20 protein-coding genes and 2 pseudogenes are annotated in these 22,538 nt (G+C 63.9%); 15 read left to right on the top strand and 7 right to left on the bottom strand.

The window, feature by feature from the left end:
* Positions 1-44: 44 nt before the first annotated feature.
* Together AC1D1N_RS09780 and pcaQ are read right to left on the bottom strand one after the other, a co-directional pair.
* Entirely contained in the window at positions 45-1,343 is a 1,299-nt protein-coding gene (locus tag AC1D1N_RS09780; protein ID WP_477348172.1) for an ABC transporter substrate-binding protein, read from the bottom strand.
* A 296-nt stretch (positions 1,344-1,639) separates the two neighbouring features.
* Complete coding sequence (gene pcaQ, locus AC1D1N_RS09775) at positions 1,640-2,557, bottom strand: pca operon transcription factor PcaQ (protein WP_477348170.1); 918 nt, start codon at positions 2,555-2,557, stop codon at positions 1,640-1,642.
* Positions 2,558-2,650: 93 nt separating this feature from the next.
* Between pcaQ and pcaD the strand changes: the two genes are divergently transcribed.
* The 6 genes and pseudogenes from pcaD to pobA all read left to right on the top strand — a co-directional run bounded on the left by pcaD (position 2,651) and on the right by pobA (position 7,445).
* The gene (gene pcaD / locus AC1D1N_RS09770; protein ID WP_477348168.1) at positions 2,651-3,460 is read left to right on the top strand and encodes a 3-oxoadipate enol-lactonase; all 810 of its coding nucleotides are present in this window, start codon (positions 2,651-2,653) and stop codon (positions 3,458-3,460) included.
* Entirely contained in the window at positions 3,453-3,866 is a 414-nt protein-coding gene (gene pcaC / locus AC1D1N_RS09765) for a 4-carboxymuconolactone decarboxylase (RefSeq protein WP_477348166.1), read from the top strand. Before pcaD ends, pcaC begins: the two co-directional genes overlap by 8 nt.
* Positions 3,856-4,611: a protocatechuate 3,4-dioxygenase subunit beta gene (pcaH, locus tag AC1D1N_RS09760; protein ID WP_477348849.1), complete on the top strand. Its 756-nt coding sequence runs from the start codon at positions 3,856-3,858 to the stop codon at positions 4,609-4,611. The genes pcaC and pcaH overlap by 11 nt, the downstream gene beginning before the upstream one ends.
* A pseudogene (gene pcaG / locus AC1D1N_RS09755) lies at positions 4,611-5,138 on the top strand (protocatechuate 3,4-dioxygenase subunit alpha); the annotation flags it as partial. The gene pcaH and the pseudogene pcaG, both read left to right, overlap by 1 nt.
* A gap of 82 nt (positions 5,139-5,220) precedes the next feature.
* The gene (locus AC1D1N_RS09750; RefSeq protein WP_477348164.1) at positions 5,221-6,273 is read left to right on the top strand and encodes a 3-carboxy-cis,cis-muconate cycloisomerase; all 1,053 of its coding nucleotides are present in this window, start codon (positions 5,221-5,223) and stop codon (positions 6,271-6,273) included.
* A complete protein-coding gene (gene pobA / locus AC1D1N_RS09745; RefSeq protein ID WP_477348162.1) occupies positions 6,273-7,445 on the top strand; it encodes a 4-hydroxybenzoate 3-monooxygenase in 1,173 nt (390 codons plus the stop codon). Before AC1D1N_RS09750 ends, pobA begins: the two co-directional genes overlap by 1 nt.
* Before the next feature lie 13 nt (positions 7,446-7,458).
* Here the strand turns inward: pobA and pcaF are convergent, their stop codons facing one another.
* The 3 genes from pcaF to AC1D1N_RS09730 are packed head-to-tail and all read right to left on the bottom strand — an operon-like array spanning position 7,459 to position 10,308.
* Positions 7,459-8,664 carry a 3-oxoadipyl-CoA thiolase gene (gene pcaF, locus AC1D1N_RS09740; RefSeq protein WP_477348160.1) on the bottom strand — a complete coding sequence of 402 codons (1,206 nt, stop codon included), beginning with the start codon at positions 8,662-8,664 and terminating at the stop codon, positions 7,459-7,461.
* A 1-nt stretch (position 8,665) separates the two neighbouring features.
* Positions 8,666-9,454, bottom strand: a complete 789-nt coding sequence (locus tag AC1D1N_RS09735) for a CoA-transferase subunit beta (protein WP_477348158.1) — start codon at positions 9,452-9,454, stop codon at positions 8,666-8,668.
* On the bottom strand, positions 9,451-10,308 hold the full coding sequence (locus AC1D1N_RS09730; protein ID WP_352562209.1) for a CoA transferase subunit A: 858 nt from the start codon (positions 10,306-10,308) through the stop codon (positions 9,451-9,453). Before AC1D1N_RS09730 ends, AC1D1N_RS09735 begins: the two co-directional genes overlap by 4 nt.
* Before the next feature lie 109 nt (positions 10,309-10,417).
* On the opposite strand from AC1D1N_RS09730, the gene AC1D1N_RS09725 reads away from it, so the two are divergent.
* Positions 10,418-11,188 carry an IclR family transcriptional regulator domain-containing protein gene (locus AC1D1N_RS09725; protein WP_477348156.1) on the top strand — a complete coding sequence of 257 codons (771 nt, stop codon included), beginning with the start codon at positions 10,418-10,420 and terminating at the stop codon, positions 11,186-11,188.
* A 108-nt stretch (positions 11,189-11,296) separates the two neighbouring features.
* Here AC1D1N_RS09725 and AC1D1N_RS09720 read toward each other — a convergent pair.
* Positions 11,297-12,486 (bottom strand): annotated as a pseudogene (locus AC1D1N_RS09720) (integrase core domain-containing protein).
* 346 nt (positions 12,487-12,832) lie between these two features.
* On the opposite strand from AC1D1N_RS09720, the gene AC1D1N_RS09715 reads away from it, so the two are divergent.
* The 7 genes from AC1D1N_RS09715 (at position 12,833) to AC1D1N_RS09685 (ending at position 19,471) form a co-directional block, all read left to right on the top strand.
* Positions 12,833-13,558 carry a GntR family transcriptional regulator gene (locus tag AC1D1N_RS09715; protein ID WP_477348154.1) on the top strand — a complete coding sequence of 242 codons (726 nt, stop codon included), beginning with the start codon at positions 12,833-12,835 and terminating at the stop codon, positions 13,556-13,558.
* Positions 13,559-13,587: 29 nt separating this feature from the next.
* Complete coding sequence (locus tag AC1D1N_RS09710; RefSeq protein ID WP_477348152.1) at positions 13,588-14,622, top strand: ADP-ribosylglycohydrolase family protein; 1,035 nt, start codon at positions 13,588-13,590, stop codon at positions 14,620-14,622.
* The gene (locus AC1D1N_RS09705) at positions 14,619-15,593 is read left to right on the top strand and encodes a PfkB family carbohydrate kinase (protein ID WP_477348150.1); all 975 of its coding nucleotides are present in this window, start codon (positions 14,619-14,621) and stop codon (positions 15,591-15,593) included. The genes AC1D1N_RS09710 and AC1D1N_RS09705 overlap by 4 nt, the downstream gene beginning before the upstream one ends.
* Before the next feature lie 40 nt (positions 15,594-15,633).
* Complete coding sequence (locus tag AC1D1N_RS09700) at positions 15,634-16,689, top strand: ABC transporter substrate-binding protein (protein ID WP_352559840.1); 1,056 nt, start codon at positions 15,634-15,636, stop codon at positions 16,687-16,689.
* A gap of 66 nt (positions 16,690-16,755) precedes the next feature.
* Positions 16,756-17,619, top strand: coding sequence for an ABC transporter permease (locus tag AC1D1N_RS09695; RefSeq protein WP_436260730.1), 864 nt, complete (start codon positions 16,756-16,758; stop codon positions 17,617-17,619).
* Positions 17,619-18,407, top strand: coding sequence for an ABC transporter permease (locus AC1D1N_RS09690; RefSeq protein WP_112560253.1), 789 nt, complete (start codon positions 17,619-17,621; stop codon positions 18,405-18,407). The genes AC1D1N_RS09695 and AC1D1N_RS09690 overlap by 1 nt, the downstream gene beginning before the upstream one ends.
* Complete coding sequence (locus AC1D1N_RS09685; protein ID WP_477348147.1) at positions 18,407-19,471, top strand: ABC transporter ATP-binding protein; 1,065 nt, start codon at positions 18,407-18,409, stop codon at positions 19,469-19,471. Before AC1D1N_RS09690 ends, AC1D1N_RS09685 begins: the two co-directional genes overlap by 1 nt.
* A 23-nt stretch (positions 19,472-19,494) precedes the next feature.
* On the opposite strand, the gene AC1D1N_RS09680 is transcribed toward AC1D1N_RS09685, so the two are convergent.
* The gene (locus AC1D1N_RS09680) at positions 19,495-20,526 is read right to left on the bottom strand and encodes a LacI family DNA-binding transcriptional regulator (protein ID WP_477348145.1); all 1,032 of its coding nucleotides are present in this window, start codon (positions 20,524-20,526) and stop codon (positions 19,495-19,497) included.
* A 351-nt stretch (positions 20,527-20,877) separates the two neighbouring features.
* Here AC1D1N_RS09680 and AC1D1N_RS09675 point away from each other — a divergent pair, with 351 nt between their 5' ends.
* The gene (locus AC1D1N_RS09675) at positions 20,878-22,491 is read left to right on the top strand and encodes an extracellular solute-binding protein (protein WP_477348143.1); all 1,614 of its coding nucleotides are present in this window, start codon (positions 20,878-20,880) and stop codon (positions 22,489-22,491) included.
* Positions 22,492-22,538: the final 47 nt, after the last annotated feature.

Here is a 22,538-nt window from a genome sequence, read left to right as displayed (position 1 = left end):
CGCGTTTGCTGAATCGTTCACGATGCGATCCCCGTAACCGTCGCTCAGCCGTTATACGGCTGGAGCTTGGCTTCGACCGGCACCTTCGGATCGGTGGCGTTCTCGGTCACGACATAGTCGAGCGGGAATTTGCTGCCTTCCTTGGAGGCTACCCATTGTGTGCCGATGATCGGGCCGGGCGAGACATTGGCGACCGGGCCGCTGGTGAAGTCGACCTTGCCGATCATGGTCTCGGTGTTGAGCGTGCTCAGCGCCTTGGCGACTGCTGCCTTGTCCTTGGCGTCGGTGCTCACCTTCAGCGCTTCGAAGCCGGCGTCGAGCAGCGACATCGAAGCGCCAAGCTGCTGCGTCCATTGCTTGCCGCTGGCTGCCTCATAGCCGTCGGCAAGCTCGGCCCCCGAGACGCCGGTCAGCGGCGACTTGTAGGGGAAGGCCTTGTGCCAGTAGGCCGCGCTCGAAATCTTGTTGCCGAGATCGCCAAGCGCCTCGATGTCCGACGGGAACAGCCCGGTCTTGGCGACCTGGCAGATCTTGATCTGCTTGATCAGGCCCTGCTGTGCGGCCTGACGCCAGAAGGCGGCGAAGTCCGGCGGGATCGGGAAGGAGTTGAAAATCTCGACACCTTCCTGCTTGAACAGCGCGATCTGCGAGGAATAGTCGGTGGTGCCGGTCTCGTAGGCGCCGGGATCGACTATGGTGAAACCCTGCTTGGCCAGCAGCGGCGCCAGATGGGCGCGGATGGCGTTGCCGTCGGCGTCGTTGGGATACATAACGCCGACCTTCTTGTTGGTCTCGATCAGGTTCCATTGCGAAACATAGGTCCGGAAGAACTCGTCGACGCCGAAGCCGAAATGATAGGTCCACTTGAACGGCGAGGGGGCGTCGGGCTTGGCGCCACGGCCGAAATACCAGGCTTCCCACGGCATGACGGTTGAGAGGCAAGGCACGCCGGCGGCTTCGCAGGCGTCGGCGACCGGATTGATCACCTCGGGCGTCGACACCGCCAGCATCAGGTCGATGGCCTGGTTGTTGATCAGGTCCTTGGCGAGCTGGCCCGCGCGGGAGGGATCCGATTGCGTATCCTGATCGAGGATTTCCACACTGTACTTCTTGCCGCCGACATCGAGGCCGCCGGCGAGCGCCTTGCGGGCGAGGTCGAGCACATAGCCGTCGGTCTGGCCGAAGCCGGCAAGCGGGCCGGTGCGTGGACTGACAAAGCCGACCTTCAGCGTGTCGGCAGCTTGCGCGAAAGCCTTGCCGCGGCTGAGCGCAAGGGCTGCGCCGCCGGCGAGAGATGTGGCGATGAACTGGCGCCGCGAGACGCCGGATTTGCTTGAGGTCATGCTGATATTCCTCCCTTTCCTGACGGTGCCTGGAGGGACCGCCGGCCTGCTCAAAATCGGTGCCGCCCGTTGTTCAGATCGGATATGCCCCGGCTGGCTCCAAGGCGGCGGCGGAACGCCGCCAATGCCGGAAAACGGCACGATTTCGATCCTCCCATTGCCACAGTGCCTTAGGTGTTTGGTTTGGTAAAATGATATTTTGCGGTTTTTTATTAACCCTGGGGTTACGAGAATTGCCCGTTCACACAGATCTGTAGGACTGATCTGATCGCCATGCTCACGCGAGGACGACTGCCTCAGCCGCCTCGGCTGGCCGCCTCGCGGATCGTTTTCAGCAGGATGGCGAAGGCCGGCGAGGGGGCCGTGTCGGTGCGCATCGTCAGGCCGACAGGTCCCTTGGTCTCTTCGGTGTTGACCGGCAGAGCGACGAAGGCGCCGCTGGAGATTTCATTGGCGACGACGCCGGTCGAGATGATCCAGACGGCATCGCTTTGCCGCAGGAAGGCGCGGCCGAAGGAATCCGAGACGGTCTCGATTTCGGTCGCCGGCGCGGTCATGCCATTGGTGATGAACAGCCGGTCGACGAACGGGCGGATGACCGATTCCCGGGTCGGCATCAGCACCGGGAAGTCATCGAGGCGGGCGAAGATGTCCTGGCCCGGCTGCGCCAAGGGGTGGCCGGCCCGCACCACGAACAGAACCTGTTCGGAATAGAGATGCTCGAAGAAGAAGCCGGTCATGTTTTTCGGCGCCGCCAGCCGACCGACGACGAGGTCGAGCGCGCCGACGCGCAACTGTTCGAGCAGCACGGCATTCTCACCGGTGACGATCTTGATCGCCGCTCCCGTATTTTCACTCAAGAACAGACTCATGGCGAGCGGCATGACCCTGGCCGACACTGTGGGCAGCGCGCCGATGCGGATCGGATGGCGGTTGATGGCGCCGTCCTGGCGGACAGAATCGACGCCACGCTTCAAGGCGGTGATCGCCGTGCCGGCATGACCGAGGAAGATTTCGCCGAGCCGTGTCACCCTTATGCCGCGGCCGTCGCGTTCGACGACGGCGATGCCAAGCGCCTCTTCCAGTTCGCGCAGCGTCTTGGTCACCGCCGGCGGACTGACGTGAAGAAAGTCGGCCGCCCTCGCCACGCTGCCTTGCCGCGCTACCTCAAGGAATGCCTGCAGGTGACGGAACCTTATGCGGCTTTCGGACATGGTTCTCGTAACCTCCCAGTTAATGAAACGGCGCAAAATATCATTTTACCAAACCAAATGCCTTGTGCAATGTGAACACGGAGGATCGAAATCGTGCCATTCGTCAACATTGGCGGCATCACGCTCCACCATCGCAACTTCAAGGCGAATGGGGACGCGCGGCCAGTCGTGTTTATCAATTCGCTCGGTACCGACTTCCGCATCTGGGACGAAGTGGTGTCTGACTTGAACGCTGACATGCCCTTGCTGGTTTACGACAAGCGCGGCCACGGTCTTTCCGACATTGGCGGCATCACCTCGATTGACGATCATGTCGATGATCTCTCCGGCCTCATCGATCATTTCGGGCTGACCAATGTCGTGCTTTGCGGCCTGTCGGTCGGCGGCCTCATCGCGCAAGGCTTCTATGCAAGGCGCCCCGACATCGTCGAAGGTCTCATCCTGTGTGACACGGCGCACAAGATCGGCACCGCCGACAGCTGGAACACCCGCATAGCAACCGTCGAAAGCAAAGGCATCCAGGCCATCGCCGACGCAGTGCTTAAACTGTGGTTCACCCCGGCCTTCCACTCGGACCGGATCGCCGAGCTTGACGGCTACTGGAACATGATGACCCGGCAAGCCGTCGCCGGTTATGTCGGCACCTGCGCTGCAGTGCGCGACGCCGATTTCACCGAGGTCGCTCAGGCTATCGCGATTCCTACGCTTTGCGTCGTCGGTGACCAGGACGGCTCGACGCCGCCGGACCTGGTTCGCTGGCTGGCCGAACTCATTCCCGGCGCGCGCTTTGAGATCATCCGGGATGCCGGCCACATTCCTTGCGTCGAGCAGCCCGGTGCGCTGACCGCCCTGATCCGAGAATTTCTCGCGTCGCTTCCTCAGAGAAAGCAGATCCATGGATGAAGTATCCAAGACCACGACCAGATACCGGACCGGTCTGACGGTGCGGCGCACGGTGCTCGGCGACCCGCATGTCGACCGCAGCGAGGATGCCGTCACCGATTTCGACCGGCCGTTCCAGGAGCTGATCACCGAGGCAGCCTGGGGGACAGTGTGGGCGCGGCCGGGTTTCAGCAAGCGCGAGCGCTCGATCGTGACGCTGGCCCTGCTCGCCGCACTCGGCCATGATGAAGAGGTCGCCATGCATGTGCGCGCCACCGCCAACACCGGCGCCTCGCGTGACGACATCTGCGAAGCGTTCCTGCATGTGGCGATCTACGCCGGCGTGCCGGCGGCCAACCGCGCCTTCAGGATCGCCAAGGAGGTGTTTTCGGAAATGGACGGAAGCAGGAATGGCCATGCCAGCTGATGCCGGCTCGAACCGCAGGCCCGAGACCGGCGCCTTCTTCCAGCGCGACAGGAACTGGCATCCGCCGGCGCTGACGCCGGACTACAAGACATCGGTGCTGCGCTCGCCTCAGAAGGCGCTGCTGGCCTTCGACAACACGGCATCGGAAATCACCGGCCCGGTGTTCGGTCACGCCATTCTGGGCGAGCTTGACGCCGACCTCATCCACAATTTCGCGAAGCCCGGCGAGAGCGCCATCGGCGAGCGCATCATCGTCTATGGCCGGGTGCTCGACGAGCGCGGCGTTGGCGTCTCGGGCGCGCTGCTCGAATTCTGGCAGGCCAATGCCGGCGGCCGCTACCGCCACAAGAAGGACGGGTATCTGGCGCCGCTCGATCCGAATTTCGGCGGCTGCGGCCGCACCATCACCGACGCCGATGGCAGCTATGCCTTTCGCACCGTCAAGCCCGGTCCCTATCCCTGGCCGAACGGCCCCAATGACTGGCGGCCTTCGCACATCCATTTCTCGGTGTTCGGCCACGGCTTTGCGCAACGTCTGATCACGCAGATGTATTTCGAGGGCGACCCGCTGATCTGGCGCTGCCCGATCGTGCGCGGCATCCCGGACAAGGCGGCCATCGAAACGCTGATCGCCGCCCTCGACATGCAGGCAACTATCCCCTTCGACGCGCGCGCCTACAAGTTCGACATCGTGCTGCGCGGACGCCGCGCCTCGCTGTTCGAAAATCGGCCGGAGGGCAATTGATGGCGCAGGCTCTCACCCGGCTGAAGGAGAGCCCGTCGCAAACGGCGGGGCCTTATGTCCATATCGGCCTGACGCCGAATTTCGGCGGCATCGGCGGCGTCTATGCCACGGACCTTGGCGCGACCATGCTCAACGACAAGACCAAGGGCGAGCGCATTGGTTTGCGCATCCGCGTGCTCGACGGCACCGGCACGCCGCTCCGGGATGCGCTGATCGAAATCTGGCAGGCGGATGCGAATGGGTTCTACAATTCGCCGGCGGAATTACGCGGCGATGCCGATCCGGATTTTCAGGGCTGGGGCCGTCAGCCGACCGACATGGAAACCGGCCTGTGCAGCTTCGAGACGATCAAGCCGGGCCGCGTGCCGTTTGGCGACGGGCGGCTTATGGCGCCGCATATCAGCCTGTGGATCGTGGCGCGGGGCGTCAATATCGGCCTCCACACACGGCTCTATTTCTCCGACGAGGAGAAGGCCAATGCCGAAGACCCGATCCTCGCCCGCATCGAGCACAGGGTGCRCGAACCGCTCTAGCTATTTTTTCTTGACGCAATTCCGGACGGAAAACCGCTTCACACGTTTCCTGGAATTGCTCTGCGAGACCAGAGACATGACCGTATCGCCCTTCGACCATCCGCTGCTGTCCGGCCTGCTCGGCGACGAGGAGGCGGCGCGGTATTTTTCCGCCGACGCGGAAATCGCCGCCATGCTCGATTTCGAGCGCGCGCTGGCGGAAGCGGAAGCCGAAAGCGGGATCATCGGCAAGGACACCGCGGCGGCAATTGTCGCTGTTCTGTTGTCCTACAAGCCGGATACCGCGCGGCTGCGGGCCGGTGTGGCCAAGGACGGCGTGATCGTGCCCGAACTGGTGCGCCAGTTGAAGGCAGCGGTCGGCGCGCCGCACGAGGCCAGCGTGCATTTCGGCGCAACCAGCCAGGATGTCATCGATACTGGCCTGGTGCTTCGGCTGCGCCGCGTGATCGACCATCTCGATCTCTTGCTGATTGAAAACATCGTGCGGCTGACGGCGTTGGAAGAGCGTTTCGGGGGCAGGACATTGGCCGGGATGACACGGATGCAGGTGGCGATCCCAATAAAAGTGTCGGACCGTATCGCAGCGTGGCGAGCACCGCTACAGCGGCATCAGCAGAGATTGTCGCAACAGTCGCCACGTTTGCTCGTAGTACAATTTGGCGGCGCCGCCGGCACGCTGAAAAAGCTCGGCGACAAGGGTCCTGCGGTGCGCGCGGCCCTTGCCGCGAAACTCGGCCTTGGCGACGCACCGCAATGGCACAGCCAGCGCGATGCGCTGGCCGAATTCGCCAGCTTGCTGTCGCTCATCACCGGCGGCCTCGGCAAGTTCGGCCAGGACATTGCGCTGATGGCGCAGGCCGGCTCTGAGATCACACTGTCCGGCGGCGGCGGCTCGTCGGCCATGCCGCACAAGCAGAACCCGGTGAAGGCCGAAGCGCTGGTGGCGCTGGCGCGCTTCAACGCCACGCAGCTTTCCGGCGTGCACCAGGCGCTGGTGCACGAGCAGGAGCGCTCGGGCGCGGCGTGGACGCTGGAGTGGCTGCTTCTGCCGCAAATGGCGGTTGCGACCGCGGCTGCACTACGGCTCGCCGCGGAGCTCGCCGGAGAAATCGAAAGCCTGGGGCATTGATGCGTACAAAGATCGTCATTGTCGGCTCCGGGCCGTCTGGCCTGCTGCTCGGCCAACTGCTTAGCGGCATCGGCGTCGAGACGGTGATCCTCGAGCGTTCGAGCCGGGAGCACGTGCTTGGCCGTGTGCGGGCAGGGGTGCTCGAACAGGGCACGGTCGAATTGCTGGAGGAGGCGGGCGCGGCTGCAAGGCTGCATGCCGAAGGCCTGCTGCACGCCGGCATTTCGCTTGCCTTCGGCGGCAGCCTGCACAGGCTTGATCTCACGGCGCTGACCGGCGGTAAGCACGTCACCGTCTATGGCCAGACGGAAGTGACGCACGACCTGATGGACAAGCGTGAGGCGGCGGGGCTCACCACGGTCTACGAGGCGGCCAATGTCGCGCTGCATGGTTTCGACGGCGAAGCGCCCTTCGTCACCTATGACAAGGATGGCGTCAGCCTCCGCATCGACTGCGATTTCATCGCCGGCTGTGACGGCTATCACGGCGTCAGCCGCAAATCGGTGCCTGAGCGCGTGTTGAAAACCTTTGAGCGGACCTATCCGTTCGGCTGGCTCGGCGTGCTGGCCGAGGTGCCGCCGGCCGATCACGAACTGGTCTACGCCAATCACGAGCGCGGCTTTGCGCTGTGCTCGATGCGCTCGACCCATCGCAGCCGCTACTATGTGCAGGTTGCGGCCGACGAGCGGGTCGAGGCGTGGAGCGACGACCGCTTCTGGGATGAGTTGCGCCGCCGCCTGCCGGAGCAGACGGCTGCCGCCGTCGTTACGGGCCCGTCCTTCGAAAAGTCGATCGCGCCGCTGCGCTCCTTCGTTGCCGAGCCGCTGCGCTTTGGCCGGCTGTTCCTGGTCGGGGACGCCGCCCACATCGTGCCGCCGACCGGCGCCAAGGGGCTCAACCTCGCTGCCAGCGACGTGCGCTATCTCTTTGCCGGACTTCGCGAATTCTACCTGGACAAATCACTGGGTGTGCTCGACGCCTATTCGGCCAAGGCGCTGGCGCGAGTGTGGAAGGCGGTACGCTTTTCCTGGTGGATGACGACGATGCTGCATCGCTTTCCTGATACCGGCGAGTTCGGCCAGCGCATCCAGGAGGCCGAACTCGACTATCTCGTGCATTCGCAGGCGGCGTCGACCGCGCTGGCCGAGAACTATGTCGGTTTACCGTATTGAGGGCGGTGCGATCTCAAACGCGCTCGAGCGCCACTGCGATGCCTTGGCCGACGCCGATGCACATGGTGGCCAGCGCATAACGGCCGCCGCGCTCGCGCAGCTCCAGCGCCGCGGTACCGGTGATGCGCGCGCCCGACATGCCGAGCGGGTGGCCAAGTGCGATGGCGCCGCCATTGGGATTGACGTAGTCCGCGTCCTCGCCGACGCCGAGTTGGCGCAGCACGGCGATACCTTGCGAGGCGAAGGCTTCGTTGAGTTCGATGACATCGAATTGTTGCGGCGTCAGGCCGAGACGGGCACAGAGCTTTTTCGTCGCCGGCGCCGGGCCGATGCCCATGATGCGCGGCGCCACGCCGGCGGCGGCGCCGCCGAGGATCCGGGCGATCGGCGTCAGTCCGTATTTTTTCACAGCCGCTTCCGACGCGATGATCAGCGCCGCGGCGCCATCGTTGACGCCGGACGCATTGCCGGCGGTGACCGTCCCGCCTTGGCGGAACGGCGTCGGCAATTTGGCCAAGGACTCGACCGTGGTTCCGGCGCGAGGATGCTCATCTTTGGAGACGATGACCGCATCGCCCTTTTTCTGCGGGATCGTCACCAGAGTGATCTCCTTCGCCAGCCGGCCATTGGCCTGTGCGGCGACGGCCTTGTCCTGGCTGCGCACGGCGAACGCATCTTGGTCGGCGCGCGACACCGAAAAATCCTCGGCGACGTTCTCGCCGGTCTCGGGCATGGAATCGACGCCGTACTGTTTCTTCATCAGTGGGTTGATGAAGCGCCAGCCGATGGTGGTGTCGTAAATCTCGGCATGGCGCGAAAAGGCGGTCTCGGCCTTGGGCATGACGAAGGGCGCGCGGCTCATCGATTCGACGCCACCGGCAATCATCAATTCGGCCTCGCCCGATTTGATGGCGCGGGCGGCGATGGTGACGGCATCCATGCCGGAACCGCAGAGGCGATTGACGGTCGAGCCGGGAACCTCCTTCGGCAAGCCGGCCAGCAGCAGCGACATCCTCGCCACATTGCGATTGTCCTCGCCGGCCTGGTTGGCGCAGCCGTAGACGACATCGTCGACCGCCTGCCAGTCGATGCCGGCATTGCGCTCGATCAGCGCCTTCAGCGGGATGGCGCCGAGGTCGTCCGCGCGCACTGAGGAAAGCGAGCCGCCGAAGCGGCCGATCGGGGTGCGGATGTAGTCGCAGATGAAGGCCTCGGCCATGTCATGCAGCCTTTTGTTTTCCGCTTCCCTCATGCGCCGCCTTGGTGCGGGCCTGCAGGTCGCGCAATGTCGTCAGTTCCAGCGCTGTTGGCGCCGACGTCACTTCAAGCGCATCGGCAAATCTCACCGTCCAGCCGCAAGTGTCCTGCACCTGTTGGCGCGTCACGCCGGGATGCAGCGACACCACGGTGAATTCCTTGGTCACCGGGTCGGGCTTCCAGATGGCGAGGTCGGTGATCAGCAGCGTCGGCCCTGATGTGTCGATGCCGAGGTGCTGGCGATGGTCGCCGCCGTCGCCATGACCGAAGGAGGTGAAGAAGTCGATCTTTTCGACCATGCCGCGCTTCGATTGCGCCATGGTGATGTAGATCTCCTTCGATGAGGTGGCGATCTCCGGCGCACCGCCGCCGCCGGGCAGGCGGGTCTTGGGATGCGCATAGTCGCCGATGACGGTGGTGTTAATGTTGCCGAACTTGTCGAGCTGCGCCGCGCCGAGGAAGCCGATGGAGATGCGGCCGCCCTGCAGCCAGTAGCGGAACATTTCGGGCACCGAGACGGTGGTGACGGCGGTGTCGCAGAGTTCACCGTCGCCGATCGACAGCGGCAAAACATCGGGCGCGGTGCCGATGGTGCCGCTTTCATAAATTAGCGTGATGTCGGGCGCATGCGTCAGCCGCGCGACGTTGCAGGCGGCCGACGGCGCGCCGATGCCGACGAAGCAGACATCGTCGTTCTTCAAGGCGCGGCTGGCGGCGATGGTCATCATCTCATTGGGGGTGAAGCCGCTCATGCCGCGCTCCTCAGATGTTCGACTCGGGCCGCGAAATCATCGGCCGTGCGTTCGATGACATTGGCCTGCATCCAGGCCTGGAATTTTTCACGGTCGGCGGCGATCTCGTCCCATTCGAGATAGGCGGCGTTGTCCCTGGCATAATAGCCGTGCGTGTAGGAGGGATGGGAGCCGCCGGGCACCACCGATATCGCAGCGATGGTCCAGCGCGGCAGCACGGTCAGATTGGGGTGCAGGTCGTCGAAATTGTCGACGACTTCCTCCACCGTCACGACGGCTCGGCTAGCGGCCAGCACCGCTTCTTTCTGGATGCCGACAATGCCTTCGACCAGCACATTGCCCTTTTTGTCGGCCTTCTGGGCGTGGATGAAGGTGACGTCCGGGCGGATCGAGGGAACCGCCGCCAGCACTTCGCCGGTGAACGGACAAGTGACCGACTTGATGTTCGGATTGACGGCGACAAGCCCAGCGCCGCGATAGCCGCGAAACACCGCACAGGGCAGTCCGGCCGCGCCCGCCTCATAGGCGTTGGCCATGCCGGCATGGCTGTGCTCCTCGATCTCGATCGCCCGGGGAAAGCTGTTCTCGATGGCGTCGCGGGCGCGCCGCAGCAGGCCGACGCCGGGATTGCCGACATAGGAGAAGATGATCTTCTTCGCCATGCCCATGCCGATCATCTGGTCGTAGATCAGGTCGGGGGTCATGCGGATCAGCGTGAGATCGCGAAAGCCCTGGCGGATCGCCTCATGCGCCGCCGCCGTCGGGATCAGATGGGTAAAACCCTCGAAAGCGACCGCGTCGCCATCATGCAGATTCTCGGCCACGGCCTCACTGAGCGGCAGGAATTTGACCATCGCAGGAAACTCCAAAAGTTCGTATTGCGAACATTTGTTTTGTATGCAATACTTTTACATCGGGTCGCCGCGATGAGTCAATGGCGACTCATTGTTTCGCGGAGGCCGCATGGACGACGAGGGAACGACGCGCGACCATGTCGGTTCGCTGGAACGCGGCCTTGCGGTCATGGAGATCCTTGCCCGGCATCCGGCGGGCTTGACGCTGACCGAGATGGCGGAAGAGGCGGGGCTGACCCGCGCTGGCGCGCGCCGATTTCTGCTGACGCTGACCGCTACCGGTTATGCGACGCAATCCGGCCGGCTGTTTTCGCTTTCGCCGCGCCTGTTGACCATTGTGCGGACCTGGCTTGGCGGCGCTTCGCTGTGGACCTTCGCGGCGCCGATCCTGCGAGAGGTGGCAGGGCAGTTCAACGAGGCCTGCAATGCGGCGGTGCTGTCGGGCGAGGATGTCGTCTATGTCGCGCGAATCCCCGGCCGGCGCATCCTCAGCGTATCGCTCGATGTCGGCACCAGGCTGCCGGCGCATTGCACCTCGATGGGGCGGGTTCTGCTTGCGGGGCTCGCGCCGGACGAGCTGAAGGCCTTCCTTGCCGAAGCAAAGATCGAGCGGCGGACGCCGAAGACGATCACCAGCCGCGCAGCCCTCAGCAAGGCGATCGACGCCGCGAGGGCGGGTGGCTTTGCCATCGTCGACGAGGAGCTGGAGCTCGGCCTGCGCTCGATAGCCGTGCCGATCTGTGATCGCGCCGGCCGCATAGTCGCCGCCATCAATGTCTCGACGCAATCGGCGCGTTTCTCGGTCGCGGCGATGGAGCACGACATCCTGCCGGTGCTGCGGAAGGCCAAGCAGCGCGTCGAGGAATTCTTCTTCGTCTGATCAGCCGCTCAACCGCCGAAAGTCGGCGTTGCCCCTCATCGCCCTGCCGGTGTCCAGCCGATAGATGGGTAACAGTTTGAACCGGATACATAGGTAACAGTTTTCGCCTTATGTTGAGTTCGCCGCAGCGCCAAGCGGTTTGGTTGGCGCGGCGCTTCGGCGAACCAGTTTCCCGTGCTTCTGGTCGATAAACCCGAGCGGGTGGGCATAGAAGCGTATCGCCCATTCGCCGCTCTCAGTTTCTTCGATGGCAACCGGTTCGCCTGCCAGCGTGGCAGAGACGTAGATTTCGGCGCCCTGCCATTTGACGGCGCCGTTCTGGCGCACACTGCGCACCGCTGCTTCGGCCGGATAGTCCGGCTCAGGGGTAGTCTTGGGCATGGACCGGGTCGAGGGCCGGTAATGCTGTGCTGGGGTTCCCATGCCAAGTGCCTCGTGCGGGCGCTCCTCATTGTAGCTGCGCCGGAAGGCCTCGAAAGCCTGGGCTTGGGCCGTTCTGTCGGCTTCCGGCGCCTTGGCCATCGGCAGCATGGTCAGATGGAAACGTTCATGGCGTCCGTTCTGCTGCGGCTTTCCCGGCTGGATGCGCTCAAGGACGATGCCGAGTTTGACGAAGCGCGCCGCAGTGGCGTCAGCCCCGTGACGCCGGCCGATGCAAATGGTGAACCATTGTCGCTTCTGAACCGATCCGGCAGGCCATTCTCCTCAAACAACCGCTCAAACACCGGCCAGGCCTCTTCATCCGCCGTCGAGTTCGTTGCCTCCAGCCCCAACAGATAGCGGCTCGCCACATCCATCACCGTCAGCGGTTCGCAACGCCACCCGTCTCGGGTCCGGAACCAGCCCTTGTGGTCCCCGGTCCACACCGTGTTCGGCTCCGAAGCCTCCGGCCATGGGCCATTGCCTGCCGCCTTCCAGCGCCTGCGCTTGCGCCCCACAAGTCCATGTCGCTTCAGAAGTTCACCAGCCGTCGAGACCGCGGGCCAGCCGCAGCAAGGCTCCGCATGCTTGAGCCTGGCCATGATCTTCTTGGGATCCCACAGCGGGTGCGCCTCTTTCATAGCAACGATCTGCTCCACCACATCCCAAGGCGTAGCCCGGCCGTGATTGAGTGGCGCACGCGGAAGATCATGCAGACCTGCCGGCCCAAACTTCCGGTAGCGTTCAAGCCATTTGTAGCCAGTCTTGCGAGAGATACCGAACGTCGCACACAGCTGCGCCATCGTCTCCTCGCCGGTCAGGCACCCCACCACAAACCGAAGCCGCTCATCCATGATGCCAGTCTCTCGCCAAACCATCGCCGGTCCTCCCGGCGAGGGAGAAAACTGTCACCCATCTAATCGGTCCATTCTGTTACCCATCTATCCGGTTCGGACACCGGGCACTTCTCCCCGTATAGTGACGGGGAAAAGGAGCTTGCCTCAGCCTCGGCGCCGTTCTTGCGACATTGGCGACTGGTGAAATCATCGACGAGACCGCCCCTCTCCCCGTCACTATACGGGGGAGAGGATGCCGGCAGGCAGGTGAGGGGCAGCACAAGCGCCCAAATAAGCCGCCATGGCACGCGCAAACCTTGGCCGTTGACGCTTCATTTCAAATGCGCTAATGAACAGGACTATACAGGTTCACTGAACAGGTATTGATATGGTCCGCCGCGCGATGCAGCTATCACCCGGCACGGGCAAGCCCGAGCAGATCGCGACGGTTCTGGAGCATGAGATACGCTCCGGCCTGCTTGGCTTCGGCGATCGGCTGCAGAGCGAAAACGAGCTCGTCCAGCGCTTCTCCGTCAGCCGCAATACGGTCCGCAAGGGGCTCGAGGAACTGTCGAGCCGGGGGCTCATCACCACCAAGGTCGGCATCGGCTCCTTCGTGACCTTCGACGGCAAGCCGGTCGACGATGCGATCGGCTGGTCACGCGCGCTTGCCAATGCGGGCGCCAATGCCGAGACCCGCACATTGCGGCTCGAGATCATCGAGGATGCGGAACTGGCAGGCAGGCTCGGCGTCGAAAGTTCGTCCTTCATCGCGGTCGACCGTGCTCGCACCAACGCCGATGATGGCCACGCCATCTCGATCGAGCGCAGCCGCCTGCCGCTGTCGCCCGAGTTGGAAGACATCCCGCTGCGAGGATTGCGCGAAGGCACGCTCCACCAGACGCTGCGCGGGGCAGGGCTTGTTCCCGACCACGGCGAGGAGTGGGTCGACATCGAGATGCTGAGCGCCGCCGACGCCGCAGTCCTCGGCTGCGCGCCCGGCACGCCGTTCCTGCGCACGCGCCGCCTGACGCGCGCCGCCGACGGCCGCGCCATCGAATTCGTCACCAGCCTGCTCAACCCCGCGCATTTCGCGCTTCACCTGGAGTTCTGAGTATGGCGGGGGAGGCAAGCGATCGAACAATGGGCGATCGAACAACGGGTGATCGGGCAATGGGCGCGCTGATCGGTGGGGCGCTGGGCGATGCACTGGGTATGCCGACGCAGCTTCTGTCGCCGGCCCGCATCGCCGAGTTCTACGGCCACGTCGAGGGTTTTGTGGCGCCCTCAGCCGATCATCCCGTGTCGAAGGGACTGCCGGCCGGCGCCGTCACCGACGACACCGAGCAGGCGCTGCTGCTTGGTCGCATCCTTGTCGAGTCCGGCGACCGCTTCGACCATGCGCGTTGGGTCAACGCGCTTCTGGATTGGGAGCGAGACGTCAAGGCGCGCGGCAGCTACGATCTGCTTGGACCATCGACCAAGCGCGCCATCGACGCCATCAACAGCGGCGTGCCGGCCGAGGAGGCCGGGCGTGGCGGCGACACCAATGGCGCGGCGATGCGCATTGCGCCGGTCGGCATCATGATGCCGCCGGAGCCGCTCGATGCCCTGGTCGCCAAAGTCGCGGAAACCTGCCGGGCCACGCACAATACGTCGATAGCCATCGCATCGGCTGCCGCGGTTGCAGCCGCGGTCAGTCTCGGTGTCTCGGGTAGCGACTGGCTCGCCGCATCCGGCCATGCCGTTGCCGCCGCACGACTTGGCGCCACTCTCGGCCATTGGGTCACCGGCGGCGACATCGCGGCGCGCATTATCTGGGCGCAGGAGCTCGTTCGGGGCAAACCGGAGAAAGAAGCAATCAAGCTGATCGCCGACCTGGTCGGCACCGGCGTCGCCAGCCAGGAATCGGTGCCTGCGGCATTCGCGGTGCTGGAGGTCGCGCAAGGCGATGCATGGCGGGCTGCCGTCATTGCGGCCAATCTCGGCGGCGACACCGACACGATCGGGGCGATTGCAGCGGGCATGGCCGGCGCCTGCGCCGGACTGTCGAAGCTGCCGCAGGACCGCATCGCCCAACTGCATGGCATCGACATCGCGCAGGTTCGCGCGCTGGCCGGCGACCTGGTCGCCGCGAGAACCAGGAAGGCCGGACCAGGCAAGGAGGGCGCCGCATGAGCAGGCGGCTCGTCCATGTCGGCAGCGCTGTGGTCGATTATGTCTACGCGATCGACGCCTTACCGGCGGCCGGTACGGAAAAGACCGCTACGAGCTATGCGCGGGTCGCAGGCGGCGGCTTCAACATGATGGTCGCGGCAAGCCGCACCGGCATGAAGGTGGTGTTCGGCGGCCAGCTGGGCACCGGGCCGGACGGGGACTTCCTGCGCGCCGCATTCGCGGCCGAAGGCATCGAGACGCTGACGCCGCCGTCGCCGATCATGGACAGCGGCAATTGCGTCGCCATGATCAGTGGCGACGCCGAACGGACCTTCGTCTCCTGGCCGGGGGCCGAGAGCCGGCTCGCGCCGGACATGATGAAGCCGGTCCAAGTCATGGCAAGAGACTGGGTTTTCACCTCGGGTTATACGCTGAGCTACCCGGGCAGCCGCGATGTGCTCGCCGACTGGATCGAGACGCTGCCGGCCGACATTCCTTTCGTCTTCGACCCGACGCCGGTGATCGCAGACATTCCGCGCCGGATCCTGGACAGGGTTCTCGCTCGCACGACCTGGCTGAGCTGCAACACCAATGAGGCCGCGGAAATCGCCGGCGCGGGCGATGCCCAGGCCGTCGCGATCCGATTGCTTGCCGAGCATTGCCCCAGGGCTGAGGGCGTCGTCATCCGTGCCGGCGCGCATGGCTGCCTTGTCCGCATGGCCGACGGCGGCACGCGAACGGTTCCCGGTTTCGAGGTGGAGGCTGTCGACACGAATGGCGCCGGCGACACGCATATCGGCGCCTTCGTCAGCGGCCTTTCGCGCGGCCTGAGCCCTTGCGACGCGGCACGCTATGCCAATGCGGCTGCCGCGCTTTCGGTCACCCGCCATGGCGGGTCGTCGGCGCCGATCGACACGGAAATCCAGGAATTCCTGAGCCAGCACGGCGAAGCGACAACCGTGCATGGCCGGAAGGAAGCGACTGCAACTTAACAAGCCCATCAATCGGGCAAACAATGAGAGGAAAGAAAACATGCGTATGCCCAGACTGACCGCTTTCCTGACTGCAACCTCCGTCATCGCCTCGGTGCTGGCGGCCAGCGCCGGCGAAGTGCACGTGCTCAACTGGAAGGGCTACGGCGCCGACGAGCCGTGGGCCGTCGAAGCCTTCGAGAAGGCGACCGGCAACAAGGTCATCAACGACTTCTTCAATTCCGAACAGGAAATGCTGACCAAGATCCGGACCAACCCGGGGCTCTACGACGTCGTCATGATCAATGCCGCCTTCAACGACCAGGCGATGGCGGAAAAGCTGATCCAGCCGATCGATGTGTCGAAGCTTTCAAACTATGCCAATATCAGCCCGGACAAAGCGAGCTCGCCGATGCTCGACCATGACGGCAAGGTCTATGGCGTGCCGTGGGTGTGGGGGCTGACGGCGCTTGCCATCAACGAAAAGTCCTTCGACAAGCCGCCGACATCAATCGCCGAAATGTGGAATGCCGCGCATAAGGGCCGCGTAGTCATTCGCGACGACGCCGTCGAGGCGGTTCAGTTCGGGGCCATTGCCACCGGCCAGAATATCAACGACATCAAGGATATGGAGGCGGTCAAGGCGAAGCTGACCTCGCTGATGCCGCAGATCAAGACCTTCTGGAGCTCGGAGAACGACTGGAACCAGATGGTCGCCTCCAACCAGATCGACATCGGCACCTACTGGAGCGGTTCGGCCGACCGCGCCAAGACCCACTTCAAGCTGCCGGTCTCGCTGGTCATCCCGCAGGAGGGCGCCGTCGCCTGGCTCGATGCTTTCTCCATTCCGGCCGGTTCGAAGAATGTCGAGGGCGCCGAAGCCTTCATCAACTACATGATCGACCCGAAATTCTATGTCGAATGGGTCACCAAGGTCGGCGCTCCCGTCTCCGCCAACACCAAGGCGGTGGAAGCGCTGCCGGAGGATGCCTTCAACCGCAAGGTGATGGGCGATCCCGAGGTTGCCAAACGCATCCAGTTCCAGGCGCCGATCACCGACAAACAGCGCGAAGCCTATCTGGCGCTGTGGCAGCAGCTCAAGGTCGACGTGAAGTAAAGCTTACGTCCCGGCCAGCCGGCGGTTCGCGCCGGCTGGTCTTTCAATCCTGGGAGGAGGGTTACCATGGCAGCGCAGGGTACGTCGCGCAGCGGGCTGAGCTCGGCGCTGCCGCTGCTGGCGCCGGCCTATCTCTGGCTGACGGCGGCGATCTTCCTGCCGCTTTCGGCCATGGTGTTCTTCTCCTTCATGACCGACCTGCCTCTGTCGGGAAAGCCATGGGCTTTTACGCTCGGCAACTATGCCGCCTTCTTCTCGCAAAGCCTTTACCTGACGCTGCTGCTCGCCTCGCTCAGGCTCGGCCTCGAAGTGACGCTGTGGTGCGTCATTATCGGCTATCCTGCGGCCTATGTGCTGGCCAAGGTGCTGAAGGGCCGCAGCCGCGAGGCGATCTTCCTGCTCGTGATCCTGCCGTTCTGGTCGAACGGGCTGGTGCGCATTTTCTCATGGGCGATGGTTTTGCGCGAGGGCGGCATTCTCGACACGGCGCTCAATGCGGTGCTGCCGTTCAAGATCAACATCGATCTGATGTATTCCTACCCGGCCGTCATCATCGGTCTGGTGCACTCCTACGTGCCCTACATGGTGCTGACCTGCTATTTAACGCTGCAAGCAATTGACGACTCGCTGATCGAGGCCGGCCGCTCGCTCGGCGCGTCGCGGTTGCAGGTGCTGAAGCGGGTGATCATCCCGCTGTCGATGCCCGGACTGGTGGCGGGTGCCGCGCTGATCTTCGTGCCGGTTGTCGGCTCTTTCATGGAGCCGCGCATTCTTGGCGGGCGCACCGGCACGTTCTACGGAACGATCATCGAGGACCAGTTCGTCGCAGTATTCAACTGGCCGCTGGGGGCGGCTTTGTCCTTCATCCTGCTGGCGGTCGTGCTGGTGATCCTGGCGGTTGCCTCGCCGGTGCTCAAGAGGGCCGGGTGATGATGACGACCCGCGTCCTCGAAGGGCTCGGCCGCTTCTATATCGGCCTGCTGCTCACCTTCCTCTATCTGCCGATCATCATCATGGCGCTGATGTCGCTCAACGTCTCGCCGTTCTATCAGCTGCCGTTCGAATGGACGACGGAATGGTACGCTTCGCTATGGCAGAACGACCAGCTCATCGCTGCCACCTGGAACAGCCTGGAGATCGCGGTGATCACCACCATCATCTGCGTGGTGCTTGGCTCGGCAGCATCGCTGGCGCTCTACCGCTACGACTTCCGCGGCAAGAAATTCCTGCAGGCGCTGCTGTTTCCGCCGATTGCCATTCCGTGGCTGATCACCGGCACGGCGATGCTGATCTTCTTCTTCGGCGTCGGCATCGGGCGCGGCCTGTTCGCCATCCTGCTCGGCCATGTGGCGCTGGCGTTGCCCTATGTCATCGTCGTCGTATCGGCCCGGCTGCAGACTTTTGCGCCGGAACTGGAAGAGGCGGCGCGGTCGCTCGGCGCCAATCAGTGGCAGGTCACAGCGCGCGTGACGCTGCCATGGATCATGCCCGGCGTCATCGCCGGCGGCTTGTTCGCGTTTGCCGTGTCGTTCGACCAGTTCGTCGTCTCCTACTTCCTGGCGACGCCGGGGCAGACGACGCTGCCGGTCGAAATCTATGCCGCGATCCGCAAGGGTTTCACGCCCGAGATCAATGCGGTCTCGACCATTATCATTGTCGTGTCGATGGCGCTGATGCTGCTCACGGCGCGCTTCTTCAAATTCGGCGGAGAGAAATAATGGCTGGCGTCCAGGTATCGAATGTGTCGCGCAGCTTCGGGGCGCACAAGGCGCTGGACGATGTGTCCATCGATTTCGCCGATGGCGGTTTTTATGCGCTGCTTGGTCCCTCGGGCAGCGGCAAGACCACGCTGCTCAGACAGATCGCCGGGTTCGATTTCCCTGATAGCGGCCGCATCGCCATCGGCGGTGAAAGTGTGGAACGCGTGCCGGTCGAAAAGCGGCAGATCGGCATGGTGTTCCAGAACTATGCGCTGTTCCCCAATATGAGCGTCGCCGACAATGTCGCCTTCGGCCTGTCGGTGCGAGGCGAGGCCAAGGCGACCATTGCCAGTGAAGTGCAGCGCGCGCTCGATCTGGTGCAACTCGGCAAGCTTGGCGGCCGCCGGCCGCACCAGCTCTCCGGCGGCCAGCGCCAGCGCGTCGCATTGGCCCGCGCCATCGTCACCAAGCCGCGGGTGCTTTTGCTCGACGAGCCGCTCGGCGCACTCGACAAGGCGCTGCGCGTCGACATGCAGATCGAGCTCAAGCGCATCCAGCGCGAGATCGGCATCACCACCATCTTCGTCACCCACGACCAGGAAGAGGCGCTGACGATGAGCGACCGCATCGGCATATTGCGCGACGGCAGGCTGGTGCAGGAAGGGCCGCCGGAAGATATCTACGACAGCCCGAAGAGCGAGTTCGCCGCCACCTTCCTCGGCGACGCCAACATTTTTCGCGGCGATGCGACCGGCAACGGTATCCGCTTGGCCGACGGCACGGCGATCGCCGCCGGGGCAGGTGCAAAGCTCGCCGCCGGGGCCAAGGCGATCTGCGCGGTGCGGCCCGAACGCATCCGCATCGCCACCGATGCGGGGGCGCCGGATGCGGTCAAAGCCAACATGCTCAAGGGGCAGGTGTCCAAGCGTATCTTTGCCGGCAACAACAGCACCTATTTCGTCGAACGGGCCGGCCAGACGCTGAAGGTCATCGTCCAGAACACCGGCATCGAGCGGCTGGCCGAAGGGCAGGACGTGGTGCTTCGCTGGTCGCCGGAGAGCACGGTGCTGATCGCCGGATAGGATCCGGCCAAGCCTTCTACTGCTCAAATCTCCGGGATGTTTTCCCTGAAGATCACCTGCAGCCGGGGCTGGTGCAGTTCGTAGGGCAGGCCTTTCACTGCATGGGTCAGCGTGTTGAGCGCCTCGCGGGCCTCGACGCGCGGGTTCTGGTCGATGACCGCGTCGAGCGTGCCGTCGAGCAGCAGGTCCTTGGTTCCGTCCGTTACTTCATGGCCGAGAAACACGGTCGAATGTTCGCGGCCGCGCCCCTTCAGCGCGCGGGCAATGCCGGTGTTGCCGGCGCCGACATTGTAGATCGCGGCGAGATCCGGATGGCGCTCCAAAAGGGCGGACGCCTCCGAATAGGCTTTCTCACGGTCGTCGAGCATTTCGCGCATTTCGACGATCTGCAGGTTCGGCGATTCCTCCGTCAGTATGTGGCGGAAACCCATCTCCCGTTCCTCATGGCCGCGATAGGAGAGCGAGCCGGCGAACAACGCCACCTTGCCCGGACGCCCTGATCCCATGAAGCGGTTGAGCAGATAGCCGGCCAGTCGCCCGGCGGCGCGGTTGTCGATGCCGATATAGGCGACCCTCGGCACATGCTGGATGTCGGAGGCGATGGTGACGACCTTGATGTCGTTGGCCGACAGCGAGCGGATCGCCTCGCGCACCGTCGGGTGGTCGAGCGCGATGACGCCGACACCTTGCGTCTGGCCGCGCAAATCCTGCAGCAGGCGGGCGAGCCGGTCCGGATTGAACCCTTCAATGGTGGAGACATGGACGTCGAGATCGGGCCGCGCCTGCGCCTGCGCCTCGATGTGGCGATGCAGCATCTTGATGAAGGAGTTTGTGCCGGCCGGAAGCGCGAAGTCGAGCCGGATGACGTCGCCGGAGAAGGCGCTGCGCGGCACCGGGCTGTTCGAATTTTCCGCGATGTAGCCAAGCCGCTGTGCCGTCTCGAGCACGACTTCGCGGGTGCGCGCCCGAACGCCGGCACGGTTGTTGAGCACACGGTCGACCGTGGCCGGGGAGACACCGGCTTCCCGGGCTATGTCTGTCAGCGTGGACCGCACTGTCGATCACCTCAGCAAAAGCATCAAAATCGCGCAACCCGGACTCGGATGACGGTTCATCGCTGTCCGCGATTCTGATGGGAAATGATGTAACCGGCCTTGGCCGATGCGCAAGCCATTGCGCTAAACCAAATCATGCGGCCCAGCCGCGCGTGTGAGGCGAGCCGCATTTTCCCATCAAATACAGGCATCGGGAGGGGTGACTGGTGATCGGTGTAAGGCATTTTCTCTCCCTGTATGCGATGTTATGATGTTTTTTGATTATTTATGATGTTGACAGCCTTTGCATAGTGCCGTCAATATCAATCATCGGAGCCATGGAGGAACAAGGCTCTGAGGGAGGAGTTTTCAATGTCTGATTTAATCCGCATGTCGCGGCGCCGTTTGCTGGCGTCCGGTGGAAAGGCGGCCGTCTTCGTGGCCGCGGCAGGTATCGCCCCGCAATTCATTCGCCCCGGCCGCGCCTTTGCGGCCGACGCGCTGGCGCCGGGCATGGTCGGCGGCCCGACCGGCTTCGACGGCGCCGAGCGCTATCAGTATGGCGCCGACACGCCGGAAGGCCGCGCCATCGAGGCGGCCAAGGCGCTGAAGGGCGCCGGCAAGGCACCGGCCAAGATCGTGCTCGGCCTCTCGGATGGCTCGATCGGCCAGCTGACGCAGCCGTTCCCGGCCGGTGCGCCGTCGATCAAGGATCTGTGGGAAAAGGAAACCGGCATTCCGATCGAAATCGTCGGCCTGCCGAACGGCCAGGAATTCACCAAGACGATGCAGGACATCTCCACCAAGGGTGGGGCCTACGACATCTACTCGACGGAATGGAACCGCCTCGGCGACCTCGCCGAAACCGGCGGCATCGCCAAGCTCGACGACTTCGTCGCCCAGTACAAGCCGGAGTGGGACGACCCCAAGACCGGCTATGTCGACGGCGCCAAGGGCGTGTCGCTGCTCAACAAATATCGCGGTTCGACCTATGGCGTGTCGCTGGACGGCGACTTCCAGACCTGGGTCTACCGCACCGATCTGTTCGGCGACGAAGCCGAGAAGAAGGCGTTCAAGGACAAATACGGCTACGATCTGGCGCCGCCAAAAACCTGGACACAGCACGGCGACATCGCCGCCTTCTTCCAGCGCCCGGACAAGGGCCTGTTCGGCTCGACCGACCTGCGCAACCAGGGCTGGGGCTACACCAACTGGTATCAGCGCTATGTTTCGATGGCGTCGCCCAACCAGTTCCTGTTCGGCGAAGACGGCAAGCCGCTGATCAATTCCGAACAGGGCATTGCCGCCACCAACGAATACATCGCCTCGCTGGCGCATCATTCGCCGGATGCGATCTCGTGGGGCTGGCCGGAGCAATATGGCAATTTCGCCAAGGGTGGGGCGGCGATGACCTGCGCCTTCTCCAATCTGCCGAAATTCCTCGACAATGCCGGCAACAAGGATTCGGCTGTCACCGGCAAGATCGGCTCCATGCTGCCGCCCGGTCGCGAGATCGGCGGCAAGCTGATCAGCCGTTCGGTGCTGTGGTTCTCGCTGACCGGCATGGTCTCATCGCAGTCGAAAAACCAGGAGGTCGCGTATCTCCTGCTGCAATGGCTGGGCTCCGCCCGCATCTATGCCTGGATGACGGCCAATCCGGGCGGCTATTTCGATCCGTTCCGGCTGTCGGACTTCTCCGATCCGCTGGTTCGCCAGACCTATCACGCCTACCACATGGACGTGGTGCGCGAGACGGTCGCCCGCACCGTGCCGACCATCAACTATCCGGGTGCCACCGCCTTCCACAATGCGCTGGACGAGAACCTGATGGCATCGCTGACCAAGGCCAAGACCGCAGAGCAGGCAATGGCCGACACCGAGAGCGAGTGGAAGAAGATTGCCCGCCGCATCGGCGAGGATAAGCTTCTCGAAGCCATCAAGACCAACAAGGAGGCCTGGCCGACCGTTCTCGATCCGATCAGCTGATCCGGGATCAAAAGGGAGGGGAGGGGCTTGTCGCTCCTCCTCTCCGC

It is taken from the genome of Mesorhizobium sp. P2_B5, from assembly GCF_056404775.1.
This window is presented reverse-complemented; position numbering and strand designations above follow the sequence as displayed.